At 46.5% G+C, this 23,264-nt stretch carries 10 protein-coding genes, 1 tRNA gene and 1 pseudogene; 5 read left to right on the top strand and 7 right to left on the bottom strand.

The window, feature by feature from the left end; genetic code table 11:
* Window positions 1–157 precede the first annotated feature (157 nt).
* The 3 genes from AC0IXH_RS20950 to AC0IXH_RS20960 all read right to left on the bottom strand — a co-directional run bounded on the left by AC0IXH_RS20950 (window position 158) and on the right by AC0IXH_RS20960 (window position 3,726).
* Window positions 158–1,453: a DUF445 domain-containing protein gene (locus tag AC0IXH_RS20950; protein WP_346567222.1), complete on the bottom strand. Its 1,296-nt coding sequence runs from the start codon at window positions 1,451–1,453 to the stop codon at window positions 158–160.
* 55 nt (window positions 1,454–1,508) lie between these two features.
* A complete protein-coding gene (locus tag AC0IXH_RS20955) occupies window positions 1,509–3,011 on the bottom strand; it encodes a helicase HerA-like C-terminal domain-containing protein (protein ID WP_471720925.1) in 1,503 nt (500 codons plus the stop codon).
* A gap of 202 nt (window positions 3,012–3,213) precedes the next feature.
* Window positions 3,214–3,726 (bottom strand): YjjA family protein, encoded by a 513-nt coding sequence (locus AC0IXH_RS20960; protein ID WP_241199661.1) that lies wholly within the window; start codon window positions 3,724–3,726, stop codon window positions 3,214–3,216.
* 377 nt (window positions 3,727–4,103) lie between these two features.
* On the opposite strand from AC0IXH_RS20960, the gene AC0IXH_RS20965 reads away from it, so the two are divergent.
* A tRNA-Leu gene (locus AC0IXH_RS20965) sits at window positions 4,104–4,188 on the top strand.
* A gap of 199 nt (window positions 4,189–4,387) precedes the next feature.
* The gene (locus AC0IXH_RS20970) at window positions 4,388–5,653 is read left to right on the top strand and encodes a tyrosine-type recombinase/integrase (protein ID WP_471720926.1); all 1,266 of its coding nucleotides are present in this window, start codon (window positions 4,388–4,390) and stop codon (window positions 5,651–5,653) included.
* A gap of 92 nt (window positions 5,654–5,745) precedes the next feature.
* Here the strand turns inward: AC0IXH_RS20970 and zorE are convergent, their stop codons facing one another.
* The 4 genes and pseudogenes from zorE to AC0IXH_RS20990 form a co-directional block, all read right to left on the bottom strand.
* Window positions 5,746–6,837 (bottom strand): type II Zorya anti-phage system protein ZorE, encoded by a 1,092-nt coding sequence (gene zorE / locus AC0IXH_RS20975; protein ID WP_471720927.1) that lies wholly within the window; start codon window positions 6,835–6,837, stop codon window positions 5,746–5,748.
* Window positions 6,838–6,842: 5 nt separating this feature from the next.
* Window positions 6,843–7,550, bottom strand: coding sequence for a type II Zorya anti-phage system protein ZorB2 (gene zorB2, locus AC0IXH_RS20980; protein ID WP_471720928.1), 708 nt, complete (start codon window positions 7,548–7,550; stop codon window positions 6,843–6,845).
* Window positions 7,551–7,556: 6 nt separating this feature from the next.
* Entirely contained in the window at window positions 7,557–9,209 is a 1,653-nt protein-coding gene (gene zorA2 / locus AC0IXH_RS20985; RefSeq protein WP_471720929.1) for a type II Zorya anti-phage system protein ZorA2, read from the bottom strand.
* A gap of 204 nt (window positions 9,210–9,413) precedes the next feature.
* A pseudogene (locus AC0IXH_RS20990) lies at window positions 9,414–10,338 on the bottom strand (IS5 family transposase).
* A 152-nt stretch (window positions 10,339–10,490) separates the two neighbouring features.
* Here AC0IXH_RS20990 and AC0IXH_RS20995 point away from each other — a divergent pair.
* From AC0IXH_RS20995 to AC0IXH_RS21005, 3 genes are all read left to right on the top strand, one after another.
* On the top strand, window positions 10,491–13,850 hold the full coding sequence (locus AC0IXH_RS20995; RefSeq protein ID WP_471720930.1) for an STY4851/ECs_5259 family protein: 3,360 nt from the start codon (window positions 10,491–10,493) through the stop codon (window positions 13,848–13,850).
* Window positions 13,850–20,179 carry a DEAD/DEAH box helicase gene (locus tag AC0IXH_RS21000; RefSeq protein ID WP_471720931.1) on the top strand — a complete coding sequence of 2,110 codons (6,330 nt, stop codon included), beginning with the start codon at window positions 13,850–13,852 and terminating at the stop codon, window positions 20,177–20,179. The genes AC0IXH_RS20995 and AC0IXH_RS21000 overlap by 1 nt, the downstream gene beginning before the upstream one ends.
* Window positions 20,180–20,402: 223 nt before the next feature.
* A complete protein-coding gene (locus AC0IXH_RS21005; protein WP_471720932.1) occupies window positions 20,403–23,264 on the top strand; it encodes an SNF2-related protein in 2,862 nt (953 codons plus the stop codon).

A 23,264-nucleotide genomic window follows, 5' to 3' on the forward strand; every position in this document is an offset into this window, starting at 1 on the left:
CAGTAATGATGAGATATCTTATTAGGAGGATGTTAAATTTTCGCTCAGAAAAGTATGAGGATTTTATTAAAATACGCTTAAAAATAATAATATTCCCTTGTGGGAAGGGAATGTTATTATCGGGGATGCTGACAGGAATAATCTTATTATTCGACGGCTATGTGAGTTGTGCCCAGGCGAGCAGGGCGGGAACCTGCGAGAGTCCCCACAGGATCAGCCCAATCACGCCACCCACCACCGTGCCGTTAATGCGAATGCGCTGTAGATCCTTGCCGATATTCAGCTCAACCTGATGCGACATATCCTTCGCATCCCAGCTTTTCACCGTGTCGCTGATATGGCGGCTTAAGAACGCCGAAAACTCTGGTGCAGCGCTGGTCGCAGCCTCTTCCATATGCTGGTTGAGCGAGGCGCGTAAGTTGGCATCCTGCATCAGGGTTTCCCCCAGCCACTGTCCGGCGGCGCTGACTTTGCTGTGCAGCACAGAATCTTCCTTATCCAGATCCGCTTTCAGCCAGTTCCGCAGGTCGCCCCACAGCTGGCTGATATAGGTATTCAGCGCGTCATCCTGCTTCAGGTACTCTTTAATCTCTTCGGCCTTCAGCTGCATTTCCGGATCGTTGCGCAGCCGCTCGATCAGCCGTTGCACCGCACGGTTAAAGCCCTGACGGATCTCATGCGCGCCATCCTGCTCGATATCGTTGAGGATCGATCGCACCGCATTGGCGGCCATCTCGGCACTTTTATCGCCAACCCATTCGGTCGGCAGCATCTTCTCTTTCAGTGGATGCTCGCGCTTGAGATAACGCATCACCTGCTGGGCGATAAATTCGTGGGTGCCCGGCTTATTCACCAGATGCAGCAGCTGCGCGATGGCATCGTCCAGCAGCGTCTGGTGGCGGTTATTCTTGGTCAGACTTTCCAGCACCATCGCCGCCGACTGCGACAAATCGACCTTATCGATCGCTTTATGAATGGCGCGACGCATAAACGCCTGAATGCGCTGGTCATCGGCCAGATCGAGGAAACCGCGCACGATCTTCAGCAGATAGCCGCCCAGCCGTGCCGCGTTCTCCGGGCTGCTCAGCCAGTTGGCAATCATCTGCGCCGGATCGTGACGACGTATCAGCGTCAGCAGTGAGGTGGTGTTAAGGAATTTGTCCTGCACAAACAGCGCGAGGTTATCGGCGATGCGGTCTTTATTGCGCGGGATGATGGCGGTATGACGGCCAACCAGCGGGATCGGCACGCGGCTGAACAGCGCGCTGACCGCAAACCAGTCGGCCAGTCCGCCGACCATTGACGCTTCGGAAATGGCCTTCAGCGCACCGACCCATTGATTAGTCGGAAACCACAGCGGGTAAAGCACGGTGCCGATAAAGACCCCTGCCGCGCCGCATAACAGCAGCAACGGCGTACGTTTCGCTCTGGTGAGTTCGAGTTCTTTGTCCATTGACCCTTATCTTACAATTTATGGTGTGTTGACGGCCTGGCCTCACTCCAGTCGCTTAGCGTTTACGGCCGCCCATAATGCTGCCGAGCACGCCACGGATGATCTGATTGGTAATCTGGCGCGCGGCGCTTTTGGTGACGCTTTGCACCACGCCATCTCGCTTGCCGCCGCGTGGGCCGGTGCTGCCGAACAGGATATCCTTCAAGCCGCCGAGGATGCCGTCATCGACCTCGACCTTTTGCCCTTTAGCCGGCGGCGCGTTGGCTTCGTCGCTGGCGGCCTGCACGCCTTTGCTCAGCATCTCGTAGGCCGATTCGCGATCGACCGCTTCTTCGTATTTGCCGGAGAGCGGAGAGTGATTGATCAGCCCGTTGCGCTCATCGTCGGTGACCGGTCCCATCCGGGAAAAGGGTGCTATCACTGACGCGCGCTCGACCATTGACGGGCTGCCTTTCTCATCCAGGAAAGAGATTAACGCCTCGCCGGTGCCGAGTTCCTGAATGGCGGCGACGGTATCAAACGCCGGGTTGGCACGCATGGTCTGCGCGGCCACTTTAACCGCTTTCTGATCCTTCGGTGTAAACGCCCGTAGCGCGTGCTGAACACGGTTGCCGAGCTGCCCGAGCACCGTATCCGGGATATCCGCCGGATTCTGCGAGACAAAATAGACGCCCACGGCTTTCGAACGGATCAAGCGTATCACCTGCTCAATCTTATCCAGCAGCACCTGCGGCGCATCGCTGAACAGCAGATGGGCTTCATCGAAGAAGAACACCAGTTTCGGCTTCTCTTGATCGCCCGCTTCCGGCAGTTGCTCATAGAGCTCTGAAAGCATCCACAGCAGGCTGGTGGCATAGAGTTTCGGCATCTGATAGAGCTTCTCTGCCGAGAGGATATTGATCACCCCTTTGCCCTCGCTGTCGGTGCGCATCCAGTCTTTGATGTCGAGCATCGGCTCACCGAAAAAGTACTCGGCACCCTGTTGCTCCAGCGACAGCAGCCCGCGCTGGATTGCCCCCACCGACGCGCTGTTGATATTGCCGTAATGCGTCTGGAATGCTTTGGCGTTATCGCCGATGTACTGGGTCATCGCCCGCAGGTCTTTAAAGTCGAGCAGCAGCAGGCCCTGATCGTCCGCCACGCGGAAGATAATCTGCAGCACGCCGCTCTGGACCTCATTCAGATCCAGCAGACGCGCCAACAGCAACGGGCCGAGATCGGATACCGTGGCGCGAATGGGATGGCCTTTCTCGCCGAAGATATCCCACAGCACTACCGGATTGCCCTGCGGCGACCAGTCAGTTACACCAATCTTCGCCAGGCGCGCTAACAGCTTCTCCGAGGCCGTGCCTTCTTTCGCTATCCCGGTCAGATCGCCTTTCACATCAGCCATAAACACCGGCACGCCGATGGCCGAGAAGCTTTCCGCCAGCTTTTGCAGGGTGACGGTTTTGCCGGTGCCGGTTGCGCCGGTAATCAGCCCGTGGCGGTTGGCCATGCCAGGCAAGAGGCTCAGCGACAGGTCGGTGGTTTTAGCAATCAGCAACGGTTCAGTCATCGGTATGGTTCCTGAAGTAAGCGAAAGAAGTGGGTGAAGTCATACACTAAGCGTAGCAGGCCGACGCGCAGCGAAGCGAGAAGGGCACTGTCCTTTTTCAGCGCGCAATGATGACTGCAACGGATTCAGTTGGCGGATAAATAAAAAAAGAGCCGCGCAATGGCGGCTCCGGGAAGGACGGTGAGGGGACAGCCTCGCCGTATTAAGAGATAAACTGTTTGCCCTGCTTCAGAACCAGGTCACAGGCTTTGGTTTTCACCTTCTTGCCCATCGCGGTATCGCCCAGGCTGCTGAGGTTCACCTGCTGATTGTTGCCGGTGTTCAGCAGACCCATCAGGCCCTGTTTGTAATCGGTGGTTTCCTGCTGCTTGGCCGTGTCGGTCAGACCCAGTTTGCCCATCAGCTGGTCTTTCACCGAGCTGACGTTGTTATCCACCAGATTGTTCTTCACGCAGTATTGCAGCACGCCAGTGGCATTGGTCATGGTGCTGGAGCTTAGCGCCTGATTACCGCCGCCTAACAGGCTGGTCAGCGAGCTAAGCGAGGTTCCCGCAGGCTGAGGCGTGGTGCCGGACGCCGCAGTGGAAGAATTGGAGTTCTGGCTGAGCGAAGACGCCGCGCTGCTCAGCTGATCCTGCCAGCTGGCTGCAGAAGCCACGCCTGCGAACAAGGAAGTCGAAACCGTTACTGCCAAAACCATCTTAGAAAATTTCATAATAGACCTTTTAGTATGTTTTCCAGCACGACGCCCTTCGGGCGTCACACCGTATCTCCCCTTTGGGACTGCCGGATTGCGGGGGAGTTCCGCATTGTGAAGGGGGAAAGCATTTGGTGCTGGCCTTTGAGATTAGTCCTAAGGGAAGGGAGGGCTGGTGGGGCGAATGGGTGGGGGTGCAGAGTGGCTGAAGGGGTGGAGAGGGGAACTGATGATTTGAGGCTATTGATGTGGGAGATAGTTTGGTGAGAGGCTGAGTCAGGTTTTTCCGCACTACCGCTGATTTTTTCAGCACTTGCATCACAACAGGGCGGATAGTAGTTGCGCGCAGAGTCGGTAACGGTATAATCCCCAACGTTTTCCGCATACCCTTCAGTGCCGAAGTGGCGAAATCGGTAGACGCAGTTGATTCAAAATCAACCGCCGCGAGGCGTGCCGGTTCGATTCCGGCCTTCGGCACCAACAGTATGTAAATAGACCTCAAGTGAGGTCTTTTTTTATGCCTAAAATCCAGTCCCCGCAAGGCTTTGCCCCGCTTTTCAGTCAACCGACGTCAATCTGAGTTACCCCACATCAACATACTTGTGAGTATAGAACCGAGTATATATGCTGGTTCGATAATGCTTATATACTCACGGCAGCATATGGAAGGAATACCATTATGGCCCTGACTGATACCAAGGTGCGTTCGGCAAAACCTGAAGCAAAGGAATACTCGCTAGTAGACGGCGATGGCATGTTTTTGTTGATACACCCTAACGGCTCCAAATACTGGCGCTTTCGTTTCCGCTTTGGCGGTAAACAACATCTGATGGCTTTTGGTGTTTACCCAGAGACATCTCTTGCTGATGCCAGACATAAAAGAGAAGCTGCCAGAAAACTGGTTGCGGCAGGTATTGACCCTCGCGAACAAAAACGTGCAGTAAAAGAAGAGTTGGCTAAAGAAGTCTTCACCTTCGAAGTGGTTGCCAGAGAATGGCATGCGACTAATAAGAAGTGGTCAAAAGATCATAGCTCCCGAGTTTTGAAAACCTTGGAAGACTTTCTTTTCCCCTCTATCGGTAAATGCAATATTACCGAACTTAAAACCCGCGATTTGCTGGCACCCATCAAAGTGGTAGAGAAATCAGGGCGTCTTGAAGTGGCTTCACGCCTACAACAGCGCACCACAGCAATCATGCGCTACGCCGTACAAAGCGGTTTGACCGATTATAATCCCGCGCAGGAAATGGCAGGAGCTGTCGCTACAGCAAAAAGGCAACATCGTCCCGCTTTAGAACTTAGCCGGACTCCTGAGCTCCTTCATCGTATTGACACATACACCGGTAGACCGCTCACTCGTTTAGCTATAGAAATAACGTTGCTTACCTTTATCCGTTCCAGCGAACTGCGTTTCGCCCGTTGGTCAGAGATCGACTTCGAGACAGCAATGTGGACGATACCTGCAGATCGCGAACCATTGGAAGGGGTTAAGCATTCTCACCGTGGATCTAAGATGCGAATGCCGCACCTGGTACCGTTATCTCGTCAGGCCCTTGCAGTCCTTGAGAAAATAAAACGACTAAATGGTAATCGCGATTTAATTTTCGTTGGCGATCATGACCCGCGTAAACCAATGAGTGAAAATACGGTAAACAATGCACTCCGGGTGATGGGCTATGACACGAAAGTTGAGGTTTGCGGGCATGGATTTAGGACTATGGCATGTAGTTCGTTGATCGAATCAGGGATGTGGTCGAAGGATGCGGTCGAGCGGCAGATGAGTCATCAGGAGCGTAACTCTGTACGTGCATCTTACATTCATAAGGCAGAGCACTTGGATGAACGCAGGCTAATGCTGCAGTGGTGGGCTGATTTTCTGGATGCAAATCGGAAAAGCGTTATCTCGCCTTTTGACTATGCGAAGATTAAAAACTCCCTGTCATAAAGAAAGAGTGCATCGATAAAACTTACTTTGTATAATAGAAAACACTATAGAGACCTGAGTGAATATCAGGTCTCTTTCAAATTTTTACCGAATTAAAATATAACCCCAGATTGTATCTGTTTTACGAGTTCACCAACTGTGAATATTTCCCAACCTTCTACTTGTATTTCGGTTAAATTCACTGCAATTTTTAATGTGGGCCATGCAGCTTCTACAGTTGCAATAATCTCATGTGCAGAGTTCTGTAAGTCTAATCCTGGAACCGGAGGTTGATATCCTTTGTGTTGCATAATGTTAATATCACCGTGAACAGATGGATCAGTTAGCTCATAAATATCTTTCCAAGAGTCAGCCTTTAATAACCCCTGCTGAGAGCGCAATCGTTGAATAATTGCCATTTCAGCTTGAGTGACAAATATTCCTTCGTGGAGAGGTTGCTTGCGATGGCAATCCTTGCAAAGAACATGCAAGTTTTCTGCTGAATTATCGTATTTAACACCATTTTTATGATGAACATCGCAGAGCTGGCGTGAGGATGTTAAATTAACTCCGCAATCATTACATTTATAATCTGCCTGTTCACGAACAGAACGAGAAATATCTTTCCAATTATCTACATAACCACTGTTTGCTTTATCATGAATACCTTTTGGCATATGACGGAAGCAAGTACTGTAGTGAGAGAAGAAGTTATTCAATGAGAACGATTTAAATACTACTCTTTTTTGAGGTTTATCAATACTACCTTTGTAATTAAGGCGCTCAAGGCAATTCATGCAAACTCTTAAGTCAGCATCTTGACTGCGGCCTAAACCGTCATCAATTTCAAATAAACCGTCAACACGGTTTGTTGCATGGTAGCGCTCAAAACGATTTTTCTGTCGCATTTCGTCAAGTGTTCGACACCAAGCAATATGAAAACGTTTCCCTTTCTCACCATCTTCAATCGCCGCATCATAGCGCCCGGTATGATCACGGATATATAAAAGGACTTGACGACCCTGGTAGGAAATTAAGCCACTGCCAGGGTCAAGGTCGGCAATACTGACTTCTTTACCAGCAGATAATTCAATATCAATAGGATCGAATACAAAAAGCGCTTCATCAAGAGAAAATTTAGCACCAGAAGGAAGCATTTTTTTTCCTAGCGCAATCAATTCAGAAAAATCAAGAGTTAACTTCATTTTGACTATTCCTGAATAATACGACGAATTTGTAATTCGGCATTTGTAATAACTTTAAACGTGACTCGTCGTGAACGGTTTGGGTCTTCTTTTCCTTCAGGGGTGAGAATTGGATGTGAAGATGAATATCCTACCGCTGAAAATTTACTTTTCACCCATTTTTGGTGACCAGCTGATTCTTTTAAAGAATATACATATTGTAATACTGCGCGAGTTCTTCCTTGAGATAACTCCATATTATTAAAATAGGCAATATCTTGATTGGCTGCACCCGTCCAATCTGTACTGGTATGTCCCTCTATACGTACCTCAGTAATATGCTGCTTATACTCATCTAATACTTTCAAATAGCGTGGGAAAAAGTCGTTAAGAATTTCTTTGAATTTTGGTTTTAAGTCTGAGCTGCCTAATCCAAAAAGAACATCAGGGGATTTAAATCTTACTTCAAGGGTTTGCTTATCGATTTCGGCATCCCAGGATGGTAGGTCTTTCGAAAACTCAACCTCTAAAGCATTATAAAGCTGCTGTTGAGCTTGCTCATAGGCAACAGCCACTTCTTTTATTTTTTCTTTTTCAATACGCACATAATGCATATAAGCAATAGAAATAAACATAAATACCATCATTAGTCCGGCCATTAGGTCTGACATAGAAACCCAGTGTTCATTATCCTGGGTTTTCTTCGGGGTAGGTTTGCCTATAATTTTATCCATGAATTGTTACCCACGGTTTTGTCTTGAGTTAATTAATGGTTGTAGTTGGCCAAGAACACTTTGATATTCTTTAATTAGATGATCGTAGTTTTTAACAAATCCCTGGCTGATTGCCAGTAATGAATTTCCTAGTGCTTGCATTTCCCTATTCATTTCACGTTCAGTAGCTTGTTCAAAAGCGTGTAGTTGTTCGTTGATGGAACTACCAAAGCGCTCAACTGATTCTTTTACCTGTGAATTCAAACCTGCACTTGCTTTGTCAAATGTTGACTGGATGGTTCCAAACATATTATCTGCATTATTAGATAACTGTTGATTAAACTTATCACCGGTTTTAGTGAAGAGGTCAATAACACTGGCTGTGTTTTGTTCCATATTACGGTGAAGATCTTTAGAATGTAATTCAAGGGACTTCAAGAACTCATCACCACTTTGCTTCATTTCAGTAATGGTTTCACCCAGCGTTGTTGTTAAAGTCTCAGAAGAATTACTTACATCATGTGCCATTGATGCAAATGCTTGCTGAGTCTGAGTAACCGACTGTCTGAAACCTTCTGAGCCTTCATCCAGGGCAATGCGCATGGCATTTGCATTGGTAAGTAGTTCCTCTCCTGTTTGCCCCAAGGTGGTGCTGACACTCAAGGCACCTGCTTTAAGCAATTCACCTACTTCATTCAGTTTTTCATGGATAGCCGGAACCGCATCGGCTGCTTTATCACGTAATAAAACAAAAGCATCAAGGTGCAGAGATAACTCGCTTATTTGATGTTGATTAACCTGCAAAACATCGCGTAATTCAGCCATTGCAAGTGGTATCTCTTTGCACTCCTCCCAGATACCAGCAACTGCACCACGAGTTTCAACTAATGACTCGACACTTTGTTGGTACTGTGCGCCCATTTGTTCGACTTGGGTTTTATAGTTTTCTTGCCAATCGACAAGTTTTTTTACCGAAGCATCAAGAGCTTTAAAGTTTTCACCGAATTGTTCTGTTAAGTTTTTATTAAAATCAATAATAACTTGTCTCAGTGCGTCAATTATTTGCTCAGTCGCGCCCTTGGCCATCAAATCTGCAAATTGTTGAAGTTGTTCCCATAGTTTATTAGTAAATTCATTATGATGAGAAAGTTGGGTGCGAGATGTATCATTTATTTCATTACGTAATAATTTTATCTGTGCAACCAAAGAACCTTCTTCGCTGCCACTCATTCCCGATACTAACTTTTCCAAAAATTGGTTTTGCTCTTTCAGTTCATGGTGAATATGTTCTGGAGTGATAAGCTCTGGTTCATTAATTGCCGATTTATTTCTTTTATTCGCAAAGAAAAATGCATCAAGTGCATTAAATGCAATAGCGAAAAACATTCCGACAATACTTGTGATGAATGCAGTTTTTAATCCACCAAGTAGTACTGGGATGCTAGTATCAATACTTTCCGTATTAAAGTTTAGTAGCCCAATAATTATGCCGATAAAGGTACCTAATATACCCAATGCTCCCATTAATGTTGGAGCATATTCCCTAAACTTGCTATGTATATTTTTATAGTCACACCACCACGCAAAGGCGAAGATTAAAATTACGGCCCAAATAAAAATATTGGTTACAAGCATTGAATCAACAGAGTGAAACAAATGTTCAAAAAGCTGGGCTAACATAACGATTCCTGTGTTACGTAATAGTAATTTTTAAGCTTAGCGGCAGGCACAATGGGAAAAACTCATCAAAGTGCTGCGAGCAAACCTGATTTTTGTGATCATTGTAACAAAATTAATCTAAGAATAAATGACATTAATCAGCCTTGAAGGGGCTTTGTTGAATAAATCGGATTTAGATAAAAGCGCCTCTCGTCACTGACTTCCTCAGGCAATCCGCACACTTTCTGGCATCCCTTCACGCGTCATTTTGTTCAATGCACGGATCATGGCCATAGCCTCACCGACCTGCGCATCGTAGTCACGCAGCGTCAGGTGACCACCGAACAGTTGTTTAACACGGTACATCGCCGTTTCCGCCACTGACCGCCGGTTGTAAGCCGTGTTCCATTTCCAGTACGCATTGCTTCCCGTCAGCCGTTGCCTCGCCACCGCCTGATTTCTGTCGGCATACTCCACCGGCCAGTAATCGGCGCGCGTTCGCGGCGGGATAAGCGCCTTAATTTTTCTTGCGACGCAACTCGTCGTGGCAACGTTTTGTGTCATAAGCCCCGTCAGCACAGGCGGCTTTGATTTTCCGGTGCGTCTGACGGATAAGCCCCGGGAATGCCTCTGCATCAGTCACGTTGTTCAGGGACAGGTCAGCGCAGATAATCTCATGCGTATCAGCATCCACCGCCAGGTGCAGTTTCCGCCAGACACGGCGCTTCTCCTGGCCGTGTTTTTTCACCTTCCATTCGCCCTCACCGAAGACTTTTAATCCGGTGGAATCGATTACCAGATGGGCAATCTCACCGCGTGTCGGGTTTTTGAAAGGGATGCTGACGGACTTAGCCCGCCTGCTGAGGCAGGAATAATCCGGGCAACGGAGCGGAAGATTCATCAGGGTAAAAATGGAGTCAATGAATCCCTGAGCAGCGCGTAATGTGAGGCGAAAGACGCGTTTGAGCATCAGAACAGTGGAGATGGCCAGCTCAGAATAACGTTGTGGACGACCACGTGACGCCGTTTTTGGTTCGTCATACCAGGTCTGAATGGCCGACTCATCGAGCCAGAATGTCAGTGCACCCCGATTGATGAGCGCCTTGTTGTAGGCTTTCCAATTGGTGATTTTGAACGTTTGTTTTGCCACGGGGTACCACTACAGGGTCAGAGATGTGGTGATCTGATCCTGATTGCGGCCAAAAGTTCGATTTATTCAACAAAGCCCCTTGAAGGTGGTTATCCTTTGAGCTTTTCATTCATGGTAGTAATGTGTTAAGAAATCTGATTCCGGACAAAAGGATGCTTGTGAAGACGCCAACTAACCCTCTTCTACTGTGGCTTAAAGATTTTCTTAGAAAACGCCAGCTAACAGTAACAGATGGAAGAGCTCTCTATGCCTATCGATGTGAAGATGTCGAATTCGCTAAACTGGCTCAGACTCTTAGCAGTCATATCCCTCGGACCTATCCCAAAACGGTCTTTATTTCTTACAGCGATGCTTTGTTCTGTCTTTATGCAGCCGAATTTATTCGTCGGAATCACACTGCTGGCCATCCCAAATGGGATGCTATTTTACAGTCCATAAACTGGCAAATTCCATATCAGCATCGCCAGAAGCTTGTCAGTGAAGGTATATGCTACTGGAAAAGAGAAGTGAGGAGTCTGGGGCAAGCTTCAGGCTACTTACATACACTGGCCTGCGAAGGTGGATTGCCAGTGCGTATGATAGAAAACGAGAGTGGTTATTTAATAAACTACTTTAGGCGGATTTATCAGGGGTTGAGAGGGTCACAAGGTAATGTCTCAGCAGTTAAGATTGCGGAAGACTTGAGTGACACTATTCCTGGTACAATGCAAAACGAGCTTGTCTATGAAGTAGCGGGTGAATTTTGTTGGACGCTTTCTAAACTTCTTAACGAAAGTGGTCATCAGGGGGGAGATCCTATTGCCTCACTACGCAAGACATTGCCAAACTGGCATCAACAACTACCTCTCGTTCTCCTGGAAGAAAATGCAGCAGAAATAGTCAGGCGTTTACTTTCACAAACATCAGAAACCCGAGTCGCTTCTGGCATCTTAGTAGAAAGAATTTGGATCGATGTCGATGACAGTTGGTTCTGTGATGCGCGATTCCGTTTTCCTGGGATGCTACGTAATGAACAGCTTAAAGCCTTATTTGAATGTGAAATACAACAAGATCAATCGCGACTGATTATTTCTGCACAATGGATAAATGGTGGGGCACGTCTGGCAATGCTAAGCCGTCATGAACACCAAGATTGGCGGGTTGAATTGTTGCCAGCTGCGACACAAAAAATCTCAGGCATGGAAGCGTTGGGAGAAATATCATTAATGTTGTTTGATGGGCCAGCGCTCATAGGCAAAGGCATCCCGAAAGGAGGATACGAACTGGCAGAAGATCTCCCTTGGGTTTTTGAAGCTATGAACGAGAGCGAGTCACAGCTGAAATTATTCGGAATGGGTTCTGTTAGTTCTGTGCAAGCCGCTCTATTTATCTCATTGCCAGCAAATAGCAATCTGGATATCAGTGGTGAGGGAGACTTCGATATTCCACAACTATTGACGAATAGTGCACGTAGTCTCACGAAAGTCAGTGGTGTTTTTAGCGTTATTTTGCAAGATGGTGCCATCTGTACTATTCGTACTCGGCAGATATCTGATTCATCCACTGAATATTTTATTAAACCATCAGAGGTCGATCTTGTTAAGTCGGATTATCCTGTTCATCGAGCCTGGCCTAAAATTGCCTGGAAAAAAGACCTTCAGCATGGGATTGTTCCCGAGCCGGAACTTTATTGGCGCTCAATACGTTCAGGGAATATGACATGGTCCTCAGTCTCAACTTCAATACCTAAAGGGCAAATTGAAGTACGGCATGTGGTTAATAATGAAGTGTTATTCAGTGGTCGGATGGTTGTTCTACCAGCAGATTTTGATATTAAAATTGTTCCCTACTCAGCCCAAAAAGGAATTATTACTCTTTCCGGGGTTGCTGAAACGCGGGTAGAACGTTACACAAATAATGAAAATTATTTATTAAAAACTGACTATCTGGCTCAAGAGTGCATGGTTCCTTTCGATGGTAGTGTTTCCAAAAATATCACAATAGACCTTCGTGTTACCTGGCGGGATGGTTGTAACCTTAAGCTATTATTACCCTCTCCAGTGGCAGGTGGTCGATTTGTTAATCAAGAAGGTGAGACATTTTCTGAAGGTATTGCATCAGTAGACCATTTACATGGAGTGAGTGCTGATTTACTTACAATATCTCCAGCAGGGAAAGGTTTCCTAAACGTTGAGTTACAAGATGAGAATCCACTTTCTAAAGATCTTCATTATTTATCTATGGATATTCCATTAATAACCGGGCGAAATGAAAACCTACAACAAATTTCTCTATATGAAAAATATAATCTCTTAAAGTCGTTCCTCGCGTGTTCATGGTCAAATAATAGTTCATTGCGTATTGATTTTTATGCTGATAAGTTAGGAGGTCTCAGTTCATCGCTAAGCGTTACACGATATGATGGTAAGTTTGTTGAGCGATATGGACGACTATATATTGATGTGCAAGACGTAATAAATTTCCCACAAGAGCGTGCTAGTGAAGTTATTGTGCAAGCTGTTTCACTTATAGATCCAGACTCTTATACGATAACTCTACAAAAAGATGTATTGGGCTATGATTTTTCGTCATTGAATGAGAGTGGTGGTTCGTGGTTGATTATTGGAAAGTTAGATAACTATATTAGAATTGAACCATTATTAAAATGGGGTGCAATATTATCATTAGATAATGACCTGCTCATAAAATCACTTTGTGAGCCGGAGCGATCAAAGCGTAAAAATGAGATAAAATTACTGCTGTCCGATGTAAAAAACAATCCATTACAGCAGTCTGCTTATTCAATAGTCGAGTATTTAAAAAAATATAAAAGCTCTAATGACTTACCTCTGCATGTGCACGATTTGTTTAATAAACTATCCAAGGACCCACTGGCTTTAATTCAGCTCTTAATCACATCCTGTTTGTCTGGTGATAGTGAGCTTATTTACGACATGCAAAATGAATTGCCATTCTCATGGGGTTGGATTCCATTCGAACATTGGAGAAAAACTTTTCATGATTGTTATGTTTCTCTTGCAACTCAATTTGGTGATGAAGCGCTGGCGTTAAATATATTACAGCCATTTGTTTTATTTATTAGTAATAGAGCAGCGATTGACCGTCGATTCGCAGCGATTGCCAATATGCTTCAAATGAATTTTAAATTATCACAATCAGCCTGTGTCGGAATTACATCTGTTGATCGTGAGCATTTTAATGAAGCAAAACAGATGCTGTTACGTACTCCGGATAGTTTTGGCCGTGTTGGAACCTTTACCAAGGAACAATGGTTAACTGCTATCTCGCCTGACCTGAAATCTATATTTAAAAAGTTTTGGATCGAAGACAGTTACCAACAAAAATTTGAGAAACTATTTAATTTGATGTTGGTCGCCGCGTTGTTATCTCATAAAGATAATAATGTAATGCACCAGCTTTCTTCACTATTCGAAATACACTATCAACAAGCCCCACAACAGTTGGGGATCATTTATCAGTATTATTTTGAGCAAGCAGGAGTTTGTCATTGATGAAAGTCCAGCAACTACATTATGCGCCGCTTTTAAATCAACTTCATCAGCGTGCAGTGCGTTCGGTGGTGAGCCAACTGGCATTGCGTAGCAAATCGCTGACTGAGTATCTGGAATCTCAGTACTTCAGAGCACCAGGGCTACAAGGTTCTCTGCTTGCCGATCCCGTATTTGAAAGTACTTTTGGTTGGATGCCTGCCAGTGAAACAATGGATGGGCTTCGAGACAAGCTCATATCTAACCATTTGGTTAATGCACTCAGTCATGCACCAGTGCCCTTTTCCCACCAGCTAACAGCCTGGCGTACTATTCTTGAAGATAAACAGTCCTTATTAGTGAGCAGTGGTACTGGGTCAGGAAAAACAGAATGTTTCATGGTCCCTGTACTGGAAGATCTGATTCGTCAGCAAGAGGCTCATAGGCAGCCACTGATAGGTACTCAGGCTATTTTTTTGTATCCTCTTAATGCCCTAATCAACAGCCAACAGGAACGGTTACGTGACTGGACCAAAGGGTTTAAAGGAAAAATTCGTTTTGCGCTTTATAACGGTGAAACGAAACACACGAAATATGAGGTTCAGGAAGAGCAGAAAAAAGTTCCAGAACAAGCTTTGAGTAGAGAGGAAATATACGAGTCCCCACCTTCTATTATGGTTACTAATACCACCATGCTGGAATATATGCTTATTCGACGTAAAGATGCTCCTATCGTTGATAAATCACAGGGGATGTTGAAATATATCGTTCTTGATGAGGCGCATAGCTATATTGGTTCCCAGGCGGCAGAGCTGGCATTATTACTGCGCCGTGTCATGCAGGCCTTTAATGTCGGTCCAGGGACTGATAATCCTGTTCAGGTCATTGCAACATCGGCCACGATTGGTGAAGATTCAGTCGAGGGCAATCAAGAATTGGCAAAATTTGTCGCTGATTTGGCTGGTGTGACTGAGCGGAATGTAAAAGTAGTACGTGGTTACCGTCAGATCCCACCTATATCTGATACGCATATTCGAGCTGAATTTCCATTGTCATTAACTTCACTTAATAATCTTACCCCGAAAGAACTTTATCAGCAGCTTTGTCAGTACCGAGTGACACAAGAACTACGGCGAGCCTTAACTCAGCAAAAAAATCCTGCAGTGCGTTTAAGTGAATTACTGGTTACTGCCCGGCATATCTGGCCGGAAATATCAAACCGTGAGTTATTGCAATTACTTGATCTGATGGCTAAAGCTCGTGTAGATACATCAGATAATTCGCTAGCTTTTACCCCTTTACGTATGCACGGGTTTATTCGAACTCTGGCTGGGCTATGGGCGTGTTCAAATCGGCAATGTGACCATAAATCTCCTGAATTGCAGAATAAGGATTGGTCGTTTGGACAAATTTGGTCTGAGCAACGCCTGTTTTGTGATTGTGGCGCACCAGTCTTTGAGGTACTTCGTTGTTCCGGCTGTGGCACAGCTTATTTATCGGCAAAGGAAGAATTAAAAAACGATGGCACTACATGGTTATCTGCACAACCAACTGTTGCCGATGAAGACGAGTTTGCTCTTGAAGTAGACTTATATCGTGATGATGAAGATGAAGACAGCGAAGAGAGCGGTCACCAGTTTGATCGTCTTTTAGCTGATACCGGTGAGAAAACATTTGTCTCACTCGAAGAGAACAGCCAAGGGAAAATAGTCAGTAATTCCGCAGTTGGTTATGAAGTGAATTTGCTGAGACCGGAAAACCGTGATGCAGGGAAATCGACGTTTTTTACTTGTATTTGCTGTGGTGATGCTGAGCGGAAAAATAACCCTTTATTTCGCCCACTGCGTTTGGGGGCACCTTTCTTTCTAAGTGACATTATTCCAACGTTACTTGAATTCTCCCCATTACCAAAAAACCTGGAAGAACAGCAAGGGCCTTTCAATGGTCGTCGATTACTGACTTTTACCGATTCCCGTCAGGGTACGGCACGAATTTCTGCACGCTTACAGCAAGATGCAGATAAATCAACCCTCAGAACCCTTTGCTATCAAGAGTTAGCGAACATAACAGAGCGTTCTGCTGGTTTGAGCGACGAGCAGAAAGAATTGCTCAAACCTTATATTTCCCAATTCTCTGTAGTTCCAATATTTAAGAGTGCAGTCGAGGCTTTAAGTAAGGTGATAACCTCACATGAAGTGTTAAGCCCAAATGAAATTCTCGCTTTGAATACCATTACGGCAGCCATCAGTTCACAAAGCGAAGCACATGCTCAGGCAATGGAAGCGTTACTTTCTGGTTCGGGTGGTCAGAAGGTTAAATCTGTTTCCTGGCAAACATTGGTCGAGCAGCTATCCGGTAGTGTAGACCTGGCTGACCGAATGCGAGGTAGTTTCAAAGAAATATCTGGGCTTGATTTAACCAAACAACAGTTTGCCGATTTTTGTCTGTACAGTGAATTTGGACGCCGCCCTAAAAATGCATGGACGTTAGAAAATTTGGGTCTCGTTGCTATTCATTATCCTTTTATTGATGACGTGAATCGTTGTCCTCAGGATTGGAAAAGCCTTCTGCCAGATCCTGACAAGCAACTTGCCGAATGGCGCAATCTACTGAAAATTACCCTTGATTTCTTTATTCGCGAAAACAGTGCTGTCTTTTACGAGAATGAACAATATCCCCGTTGGATGGGGGCACGTTTCCCAGTAAAAATGCTGCAAGGGCCGGATAAAAAATATAAAGAGCAGAAGCGTGATCAACTTTGGCCCCAAATTCGGGATCGCCATTACAACCGGGTTATTAAGTTACTGGTGGCTGTATTCCCAGCTATTCAGCCAGATCAAACTTACTGGAAAGATTTAGTTAACAATTTAATGAAAGAGGCCTGGGATGCCATCAGGCCAAATCTACGTCAATTTGAGTCGGGTTATCAATTTGATATTAAAGAACAAGCTTATTTTTACAGCCCAAAAGAGATCTGGCGTTGTCCTTATACCCGGCGCGCACTTGATGTAACTCTGCTAGGTTACTCACCTTATTTACCTGGAAGTGAAGGCATTGCTCCTGAGAAGGCCGTATTGGTTGAAATGCCTGAATTGCCAATGCGCCACTGGCGGCTGTCTGGTGGCGGTGAGTTGCCAAGAGATGAGCGGTTACAATGGCTGGAAGATGACCCGCAAATCAAGAGCGCTCGTCGTGAAGGTGTGTGGTCTACCCGTAGCGACAGGCTGGCACTGAAGGATGGCTGGTATCGCCTGGAAGAGCATTCTGCACAACGCACACCTCAACAAAACCAGTTTAACGAAAAACTGTTTAAGGCTGGGAAAGTAAACGTGTTGAACTGCTCTACGACGATGGAAATGGGCGTAGACATTGGCGGTATGAGTTTGGTTGCGATGAATAACGTCCCTCCTGCTCCAGCTAATTATCTGCAGCGTGCAGGCCGTGCAGGGCGTCGAGGTGAATCAGCTTCAGCAGCAATTACCTTATGCAAAAATACCGCTCATGGTATGGAAGTTTTCAAAGATCCGCTTTGGCCATTTAACAGTAGTTCCAAGGCTCCACAGGTACGCTTTGAGAGCGAAAGCATTGTCCAGCGCCACGTCAATGCGCTGGTACTTGGTCTGTTTTTAAGGGCGGAAGTGCCGGATGCGACCAAGCTGAGTTGTAAATGGTTTTTTGAGGGTGAAGATAGCCAGTGTCAACGTTTCTTGAATTGGATGAATGGCCAATCAGAAGTATTGGCCAACAAGTTGAAACGGCTGGTTCAGGGAACGATATTAACGTCTCTGACTGCTTCCCAGCTACTTTCCCGTACCAATACAATGATGAAGAAAGCGGAGCTTCACTGGCGTAATCAACTCGCTATTTTGCTGCAAAATATTGAATCTTTGAAAGCAGACAATATTGCCTGGGAAGAGACTCCTGCCGGTAAAGCAATTGCCTATCAATTACGTGATTATCGTAGCGCATATCTTTTTTCAAAACTGATCAGTGAAGCTTTTCTTCCTGGACACGGTTTCCCTGTGGGGGTCGTTAACTTTAACTTCCTGACAGCTGATGAACTTGAAAAGCGTAAAGCTTTAAAAGCCAGTCAATTGGATCAGAAAGAGGGGACAGAGAACTTTTCACGTAGTCTCGAAAAACTGCCAAGTCGTGACTTGCCTACAGCATTGCGTGAATATGCACCGGGTGCCGATGTGGTTTTAGGCGGAAAAGTCTACCGGTCCGCAGGAATTATGCTCGGTAAAGTATTGGGGAGTGGGCAGGAGCTAAAAGGCGACCATCATATTCCGTGGTTCTGGCACTGCCGCCAATGTGGTGCGGGGTCTACCAGCGCAACATATCCTGCAGGTTGTAGCCATTGTGGTGCAGAAAAATCACTACTTACCGTGAGGCGCTATTTGCAACCAGTTGGTTTTGCGACAGATATCCGTTATCAGGCCCATAACGATGTGTCTATGCCCGCACAATTGCCTTATCAGGACCCTCGGGTGTTGGTACCTTCAGCTGTATGGGTTTCTCTGCCAGATACATCACTGGGGCGTTACCGCTTCAGCAATAGTGGTGAGTTATTCCATTTCAGCGATGGTGAGTTCGGTAAAGGCTATGCCATTTGCTTGTCTTGTGGTCGCACTGAGTCACAAACGGAAGCTGAACGCACACCGGCAACACTCAAAAACCCTGCACTAGAAAATACGCATCTTCTGTTACGTGGCGGCAGTAATGATCGGCAGGGCAGCAGCAAGCTGTGCCATGGTCATGTTCATAAAGATTTGTGGTTAGGTTATAGCAGCCGTACAGACATGGTTGAACTGCAGCTTAATGACGAAAACGGTTTGCTGATTACTGATGATGTTGCTGCACGTTCCCTGGCTGTCGCATTACGTGAAGGGTTGGCACATAAATTAGGTATTGAAAATACCGAGCTGGGCGTCACTATTCAGCAATCCCGCGATAGTAACAATGCTTATGGATACTCGATTTTCATCTATGACAATAATGCAGGCGGGGCAGGTTATGCTGTTCAAATAATTGATCTTTTTAGCGAAGTGTTTAACTACGCCAAAAAGTTACTTGATTGCTCATGCGATAAATTCTGTCATCACTGCTTACTCAGTTACGACAGTCAGCACTATGTCAGTAAGTTGGATCGCCATCGTGCCTTACCATTGCTCACCAGTACGCGTTTGCAGATGTTGAAACTTGCGCCGGAATATCAATTCTTCGGGCCGGGCAGCCGGGTTGAAACTATCCCTCTAATGCTGCGTTTATCGCAGCATCTTAGCTCAGGGCGTTACGGCACTCTCTCATTGGTAATATCCGGAGTGACAGAGGAGTGGGATTTTGCGCAGTGGCCATTATTGAAGGATGTACTGCGGTTTGCATCCTCGGGAGGCAAGGTTGAACTGCTAATCACCACCGCATTAGCTGAGTTACCTGAGAAAATACGCCATCAGTTGTCGGCATTGTCAGCGATGCCGGGTAATACATTATGCATCCGTCCTATCACTGAGAGCCAGCTTGCTCAGAATAAAGGTCGCTGGTTGGCGCAAATTATTGGTGATGATCATTGCCTACAGTGGGCCGCAGGCAATGATGCCATTACCATCCCTGGTGAAAGCTGGGGGCAGAGTGCAACAACTCCTGTTGTATCTTGCCAGGTGTCCGCTGCTAAGGATTACCCTGGAAATGCGCTTTCCCCAGAAGAACTGTTACCTAAGTTGCCCGCGGGAGCTGTTCGAATCCATTTGTCCCACCAACTTGATGGCCCATTGGAAGGTTTCGGGGCACGTTTCTGGGCGCTTATAAGCAGTCAACACCCATTCTGGAAGCGTGCTTTCACCGAAAAACGTGAAATAGCTCAGGTGCAATATAGCGATCGTTATGTGAATAGTCCTTTCACTGCACGTCTGCTGGCCGAACTTTTGACTGAATTGGTCGAACAAGGAATGGCAGAACGAGCGGCACTCTCGATATCGGTGAAAAAGCTCGACTACAGTTCGCGTCAACATGACTCATTGTTTAACGCCTGGCTCAACGAGCAAGACCGGGAGCAGGTGGTGAGAACATTGCTGGAAGAAGGATATCTGGGCCCTGCCTGGTCAGGGAATATTTCATGGTTTATTGGTGATAACCGAACGACTGACCATGGCCGCGAGTTAACTGTGTCATTCAAAGATGGTAGTGAAGGTTATCTACTGCTGGATATGGGACTTGGCTACTGGCGCTGCCAGGGAGATTCATTCTTTGACTTCGAAGAGCATCCTTCCCGGCAAGTCGAAATAGTCGCTTCCAGTAGGGCAAATCTCATCGCTCCAGATAATGGTCTGCGAAGCTACATCATTGTCGGGTAATTGAAGGCCCCCTGCCTGTTCAGGGCAGGGGGTTGACGAAGCGCACTATTCCCATGTCTCTGGTTAATAAATAAACTAAATTATTGCGAGATGTCTCCCATTAAGCCATCACATTAATCAGTCATCGTGATACTCTTTAACTCCCTCTTTTTTATCGCAGTATGCCGTGCTGGTGCCGATAAACCGCCGATTTGCATTGCTGCTACAACAGACAGAAAAACCGATGAACGAACAAAATTATGCACCCGGAATGCGGGTAGTCATTCGTGACGCAGAGTGGCGTATTCGTCGCGCAGACAACAGCGGTGATGGTGGTCACTTGCTTATTTGTGACGGCATTTCGGAACTGGTACGCGGTAAAGAAGGGTTGTTTCTGACAGGGTTGGAAGAAAATATAGAAATACTGGATCCTGCAAAAACTAAGCTGATAGAGGACGACTCCGCCAACTATCAGGCGTCACAACTTTATATCGAAAGCCAGCTTCGCCAGAGAGTGCCGACGGATAATCTGGTTCACTTCGGCCATAACGCGGCGATGGATTCGATGCCTTTCCAGCTTGATCCAACGCGAATGGCGCTGGCACAGCCACGCCAAAGAATTTTGATTGCCGATGCAGTGGGCTTGGGTAAAACGCTTGAAGCGGGAATTCTTGTTTCTGAATTAATCCGCCGTGGCCGTGGTAAACGTATTCTGGTGCTGGCGGTTAAATCGATGCTGACCCAGTTTCAGAAAGAGTTCTGGAGTCGTTTTGCCGTTCCTTTAACCCGTCTGGACTCTGCTGGCCTGCAAAAAGTACGTAACCGCATCCCCACGAACCACAACCCGTTTCATTATTTCGATAAAACGATTATTTCCATCGATACCCTGAAACAAGACATTGAATACCGTCACCATCTGGAAAATGCCTGGTGGGACATTATCGTTATTGATGAAGCCCATAACGTCGCTGAGCGTGGCACCAGTTCATTACGTAGCAAACTGGCGAAATTGTTGGCCGGGCGAAGCGATACGTTAATTATGCTCTCTGCGACCCCTCACGATGGGAAAGCTGAAAGCTTTGCCAGCCTGATGAACATGCTTGATCCCACAGCGATCGCTAATCCAAAAGAGTATGAATACGCCGATTTCGCGGATAAAAATTTGGTTGTGCGTCGCTTCAAGAAAGACGTGAAAGACCAAATGGCTGGCGAATTCCCTGAGCGTGAAATCAAGGCCTTGAAACGAGAGGCGACATCTGCAGAAGAAGAGGTTTATCGCCGTCTTCTGGAAAGTAAATTCCGCGATGACGACGATGAAGATACTTCAGCAAACAAAGGTCGTTTGTTCAAAATCACGCTGGAGAAAGCGCTGTTCTCAAGCCCTATGGCTTGTGCCAGCGTGGTCGCGAACCGTTTGAAACGCCTCGAAAGCCGGGAAATTAATAGCCAGAGCCAAATTAACGAACTGCATTCACTGCTGTTGGCTTTGAATAATGTTGATGCCAGCCAGTTCAGTAAATACCAGCTATTACTGGAAACCATTCGCAGCGATCTCAAATGGAAAGCCAATAACAGCGACGACCGTCTGGTGATCTTTACCGAGAGCATAAAAACGCTGGAATTCTTGCACCAGCAACTGCTTGCAGATCTCAAAATCAAACCAGAGCAAGTCGCTACATTACGTGGAGACCAGGGTGATACCGTGCTGATGGAAACTGTTGAAGCCTTCGGTAAGCAACAGTCTCCATTGCGCTTGCTGATATGCTCTGATGTGGCATCGGAAGGTATCAACTTGCACCACCTGAGCCACAAAATGGTTCACTTCGATATTCCCTGGTCATTGATGGTATTCCAGCAACGTAACGGGCGTATTGACCGCTACGGGCAAAAGCACGTTCCACAAATTCGTTATCTGCTAACTGAAGCAAACGAACCGCAAATCAATGGCGATATGCGCGTTCTGGAAGTGTTGATCAACAAAGATGAGCAAGCGCAGAAGAATATCGGCGACAGTTCAGAGTTCACGGGTAAGTTTACCCAGGAAGAGGAAGAAGAGCAGGTTGCAGGCTTCGTAATGCAAGGGAGTGATAACGGGGCGGACCTCTTCGAGCAGCTACTGAACAGTAATATTGACGAAGGTGCTGAACATGATCTATTCAATGAGTTCAGTAACGTGGTTTCCAATGACATACAGTCGCTAACCGCCACGGATACCAGCCTCTTCGCTGATGAACAGACCTACTGTGAAAAAGCTCTGGGTTATCTGAAGGCCAGTGGTCAACGTATTCAATTTGAAACCTTGCCTGATAACACTCTGTCGCTGGTGGCACCGGAGGAATTGCGCCGAAGGTTTAATCAGCTTCCTCCAGAAATCACCCCGGAAAATGGCCAGCTTTACCTAAGCCAGGATAAAAAAGTCATCTCTGATTCCATTATCCGTTCCCGTGGGGAGCAACACGCCTGGCCTGATGTGCATTATCTCTGGCAAATCAATCCGGTGGTGCAGTGGTTAGATGACAAAATGCAGTCTGCTTTTGGTCGTCATCAGGCCCCGGTAATTCGCCTGCCGCATCTATTTTCGCCAGATGAAGATCATTTTATTCTTTCGGGCTTGTTCCCGAATCGTAAATCCCACCCGATGGTGAATTCATGGCTGGTGGTGAGTTTTAATCTTGACCAGCTAACCGGGAGTTTGCCGTTTGCTGAATTCCTGGCAAACAACCCGCAGCTTGGCAAAAAGCTGACCAATGCTGGTGGCGAGCAACGCAACCATCAGCGCCAGCAGCAGCTACTGGAAAAAGCGATAGATCATGCTCGCGATGTTTTTGCTCATGATCGTCAGGCGTTCGAAGACAAAATTAACCAACAGCTCAATGAACATCTTGAAAAGCTGGATGTACTCAGAAAACGCCAGATAGGCCAGTTGGAGTTGGATTTTGCTGAAAACAAACAGCAAGAGTCAGTTAAACAGAGCCGTAAAGAGCAGCGCCAGCGTGAAATTGAACACAACTTTAACAGCTATATCGAATGGATCGAGGACACGATGACGACAGAAAAACAACCCTACATTCAGGTCATTGCTGTTATCAGCGGAGCGGAGGGTTAA

It is taken from the genome of Erwinia sp. AC075 (assembly GCF_979253995.1).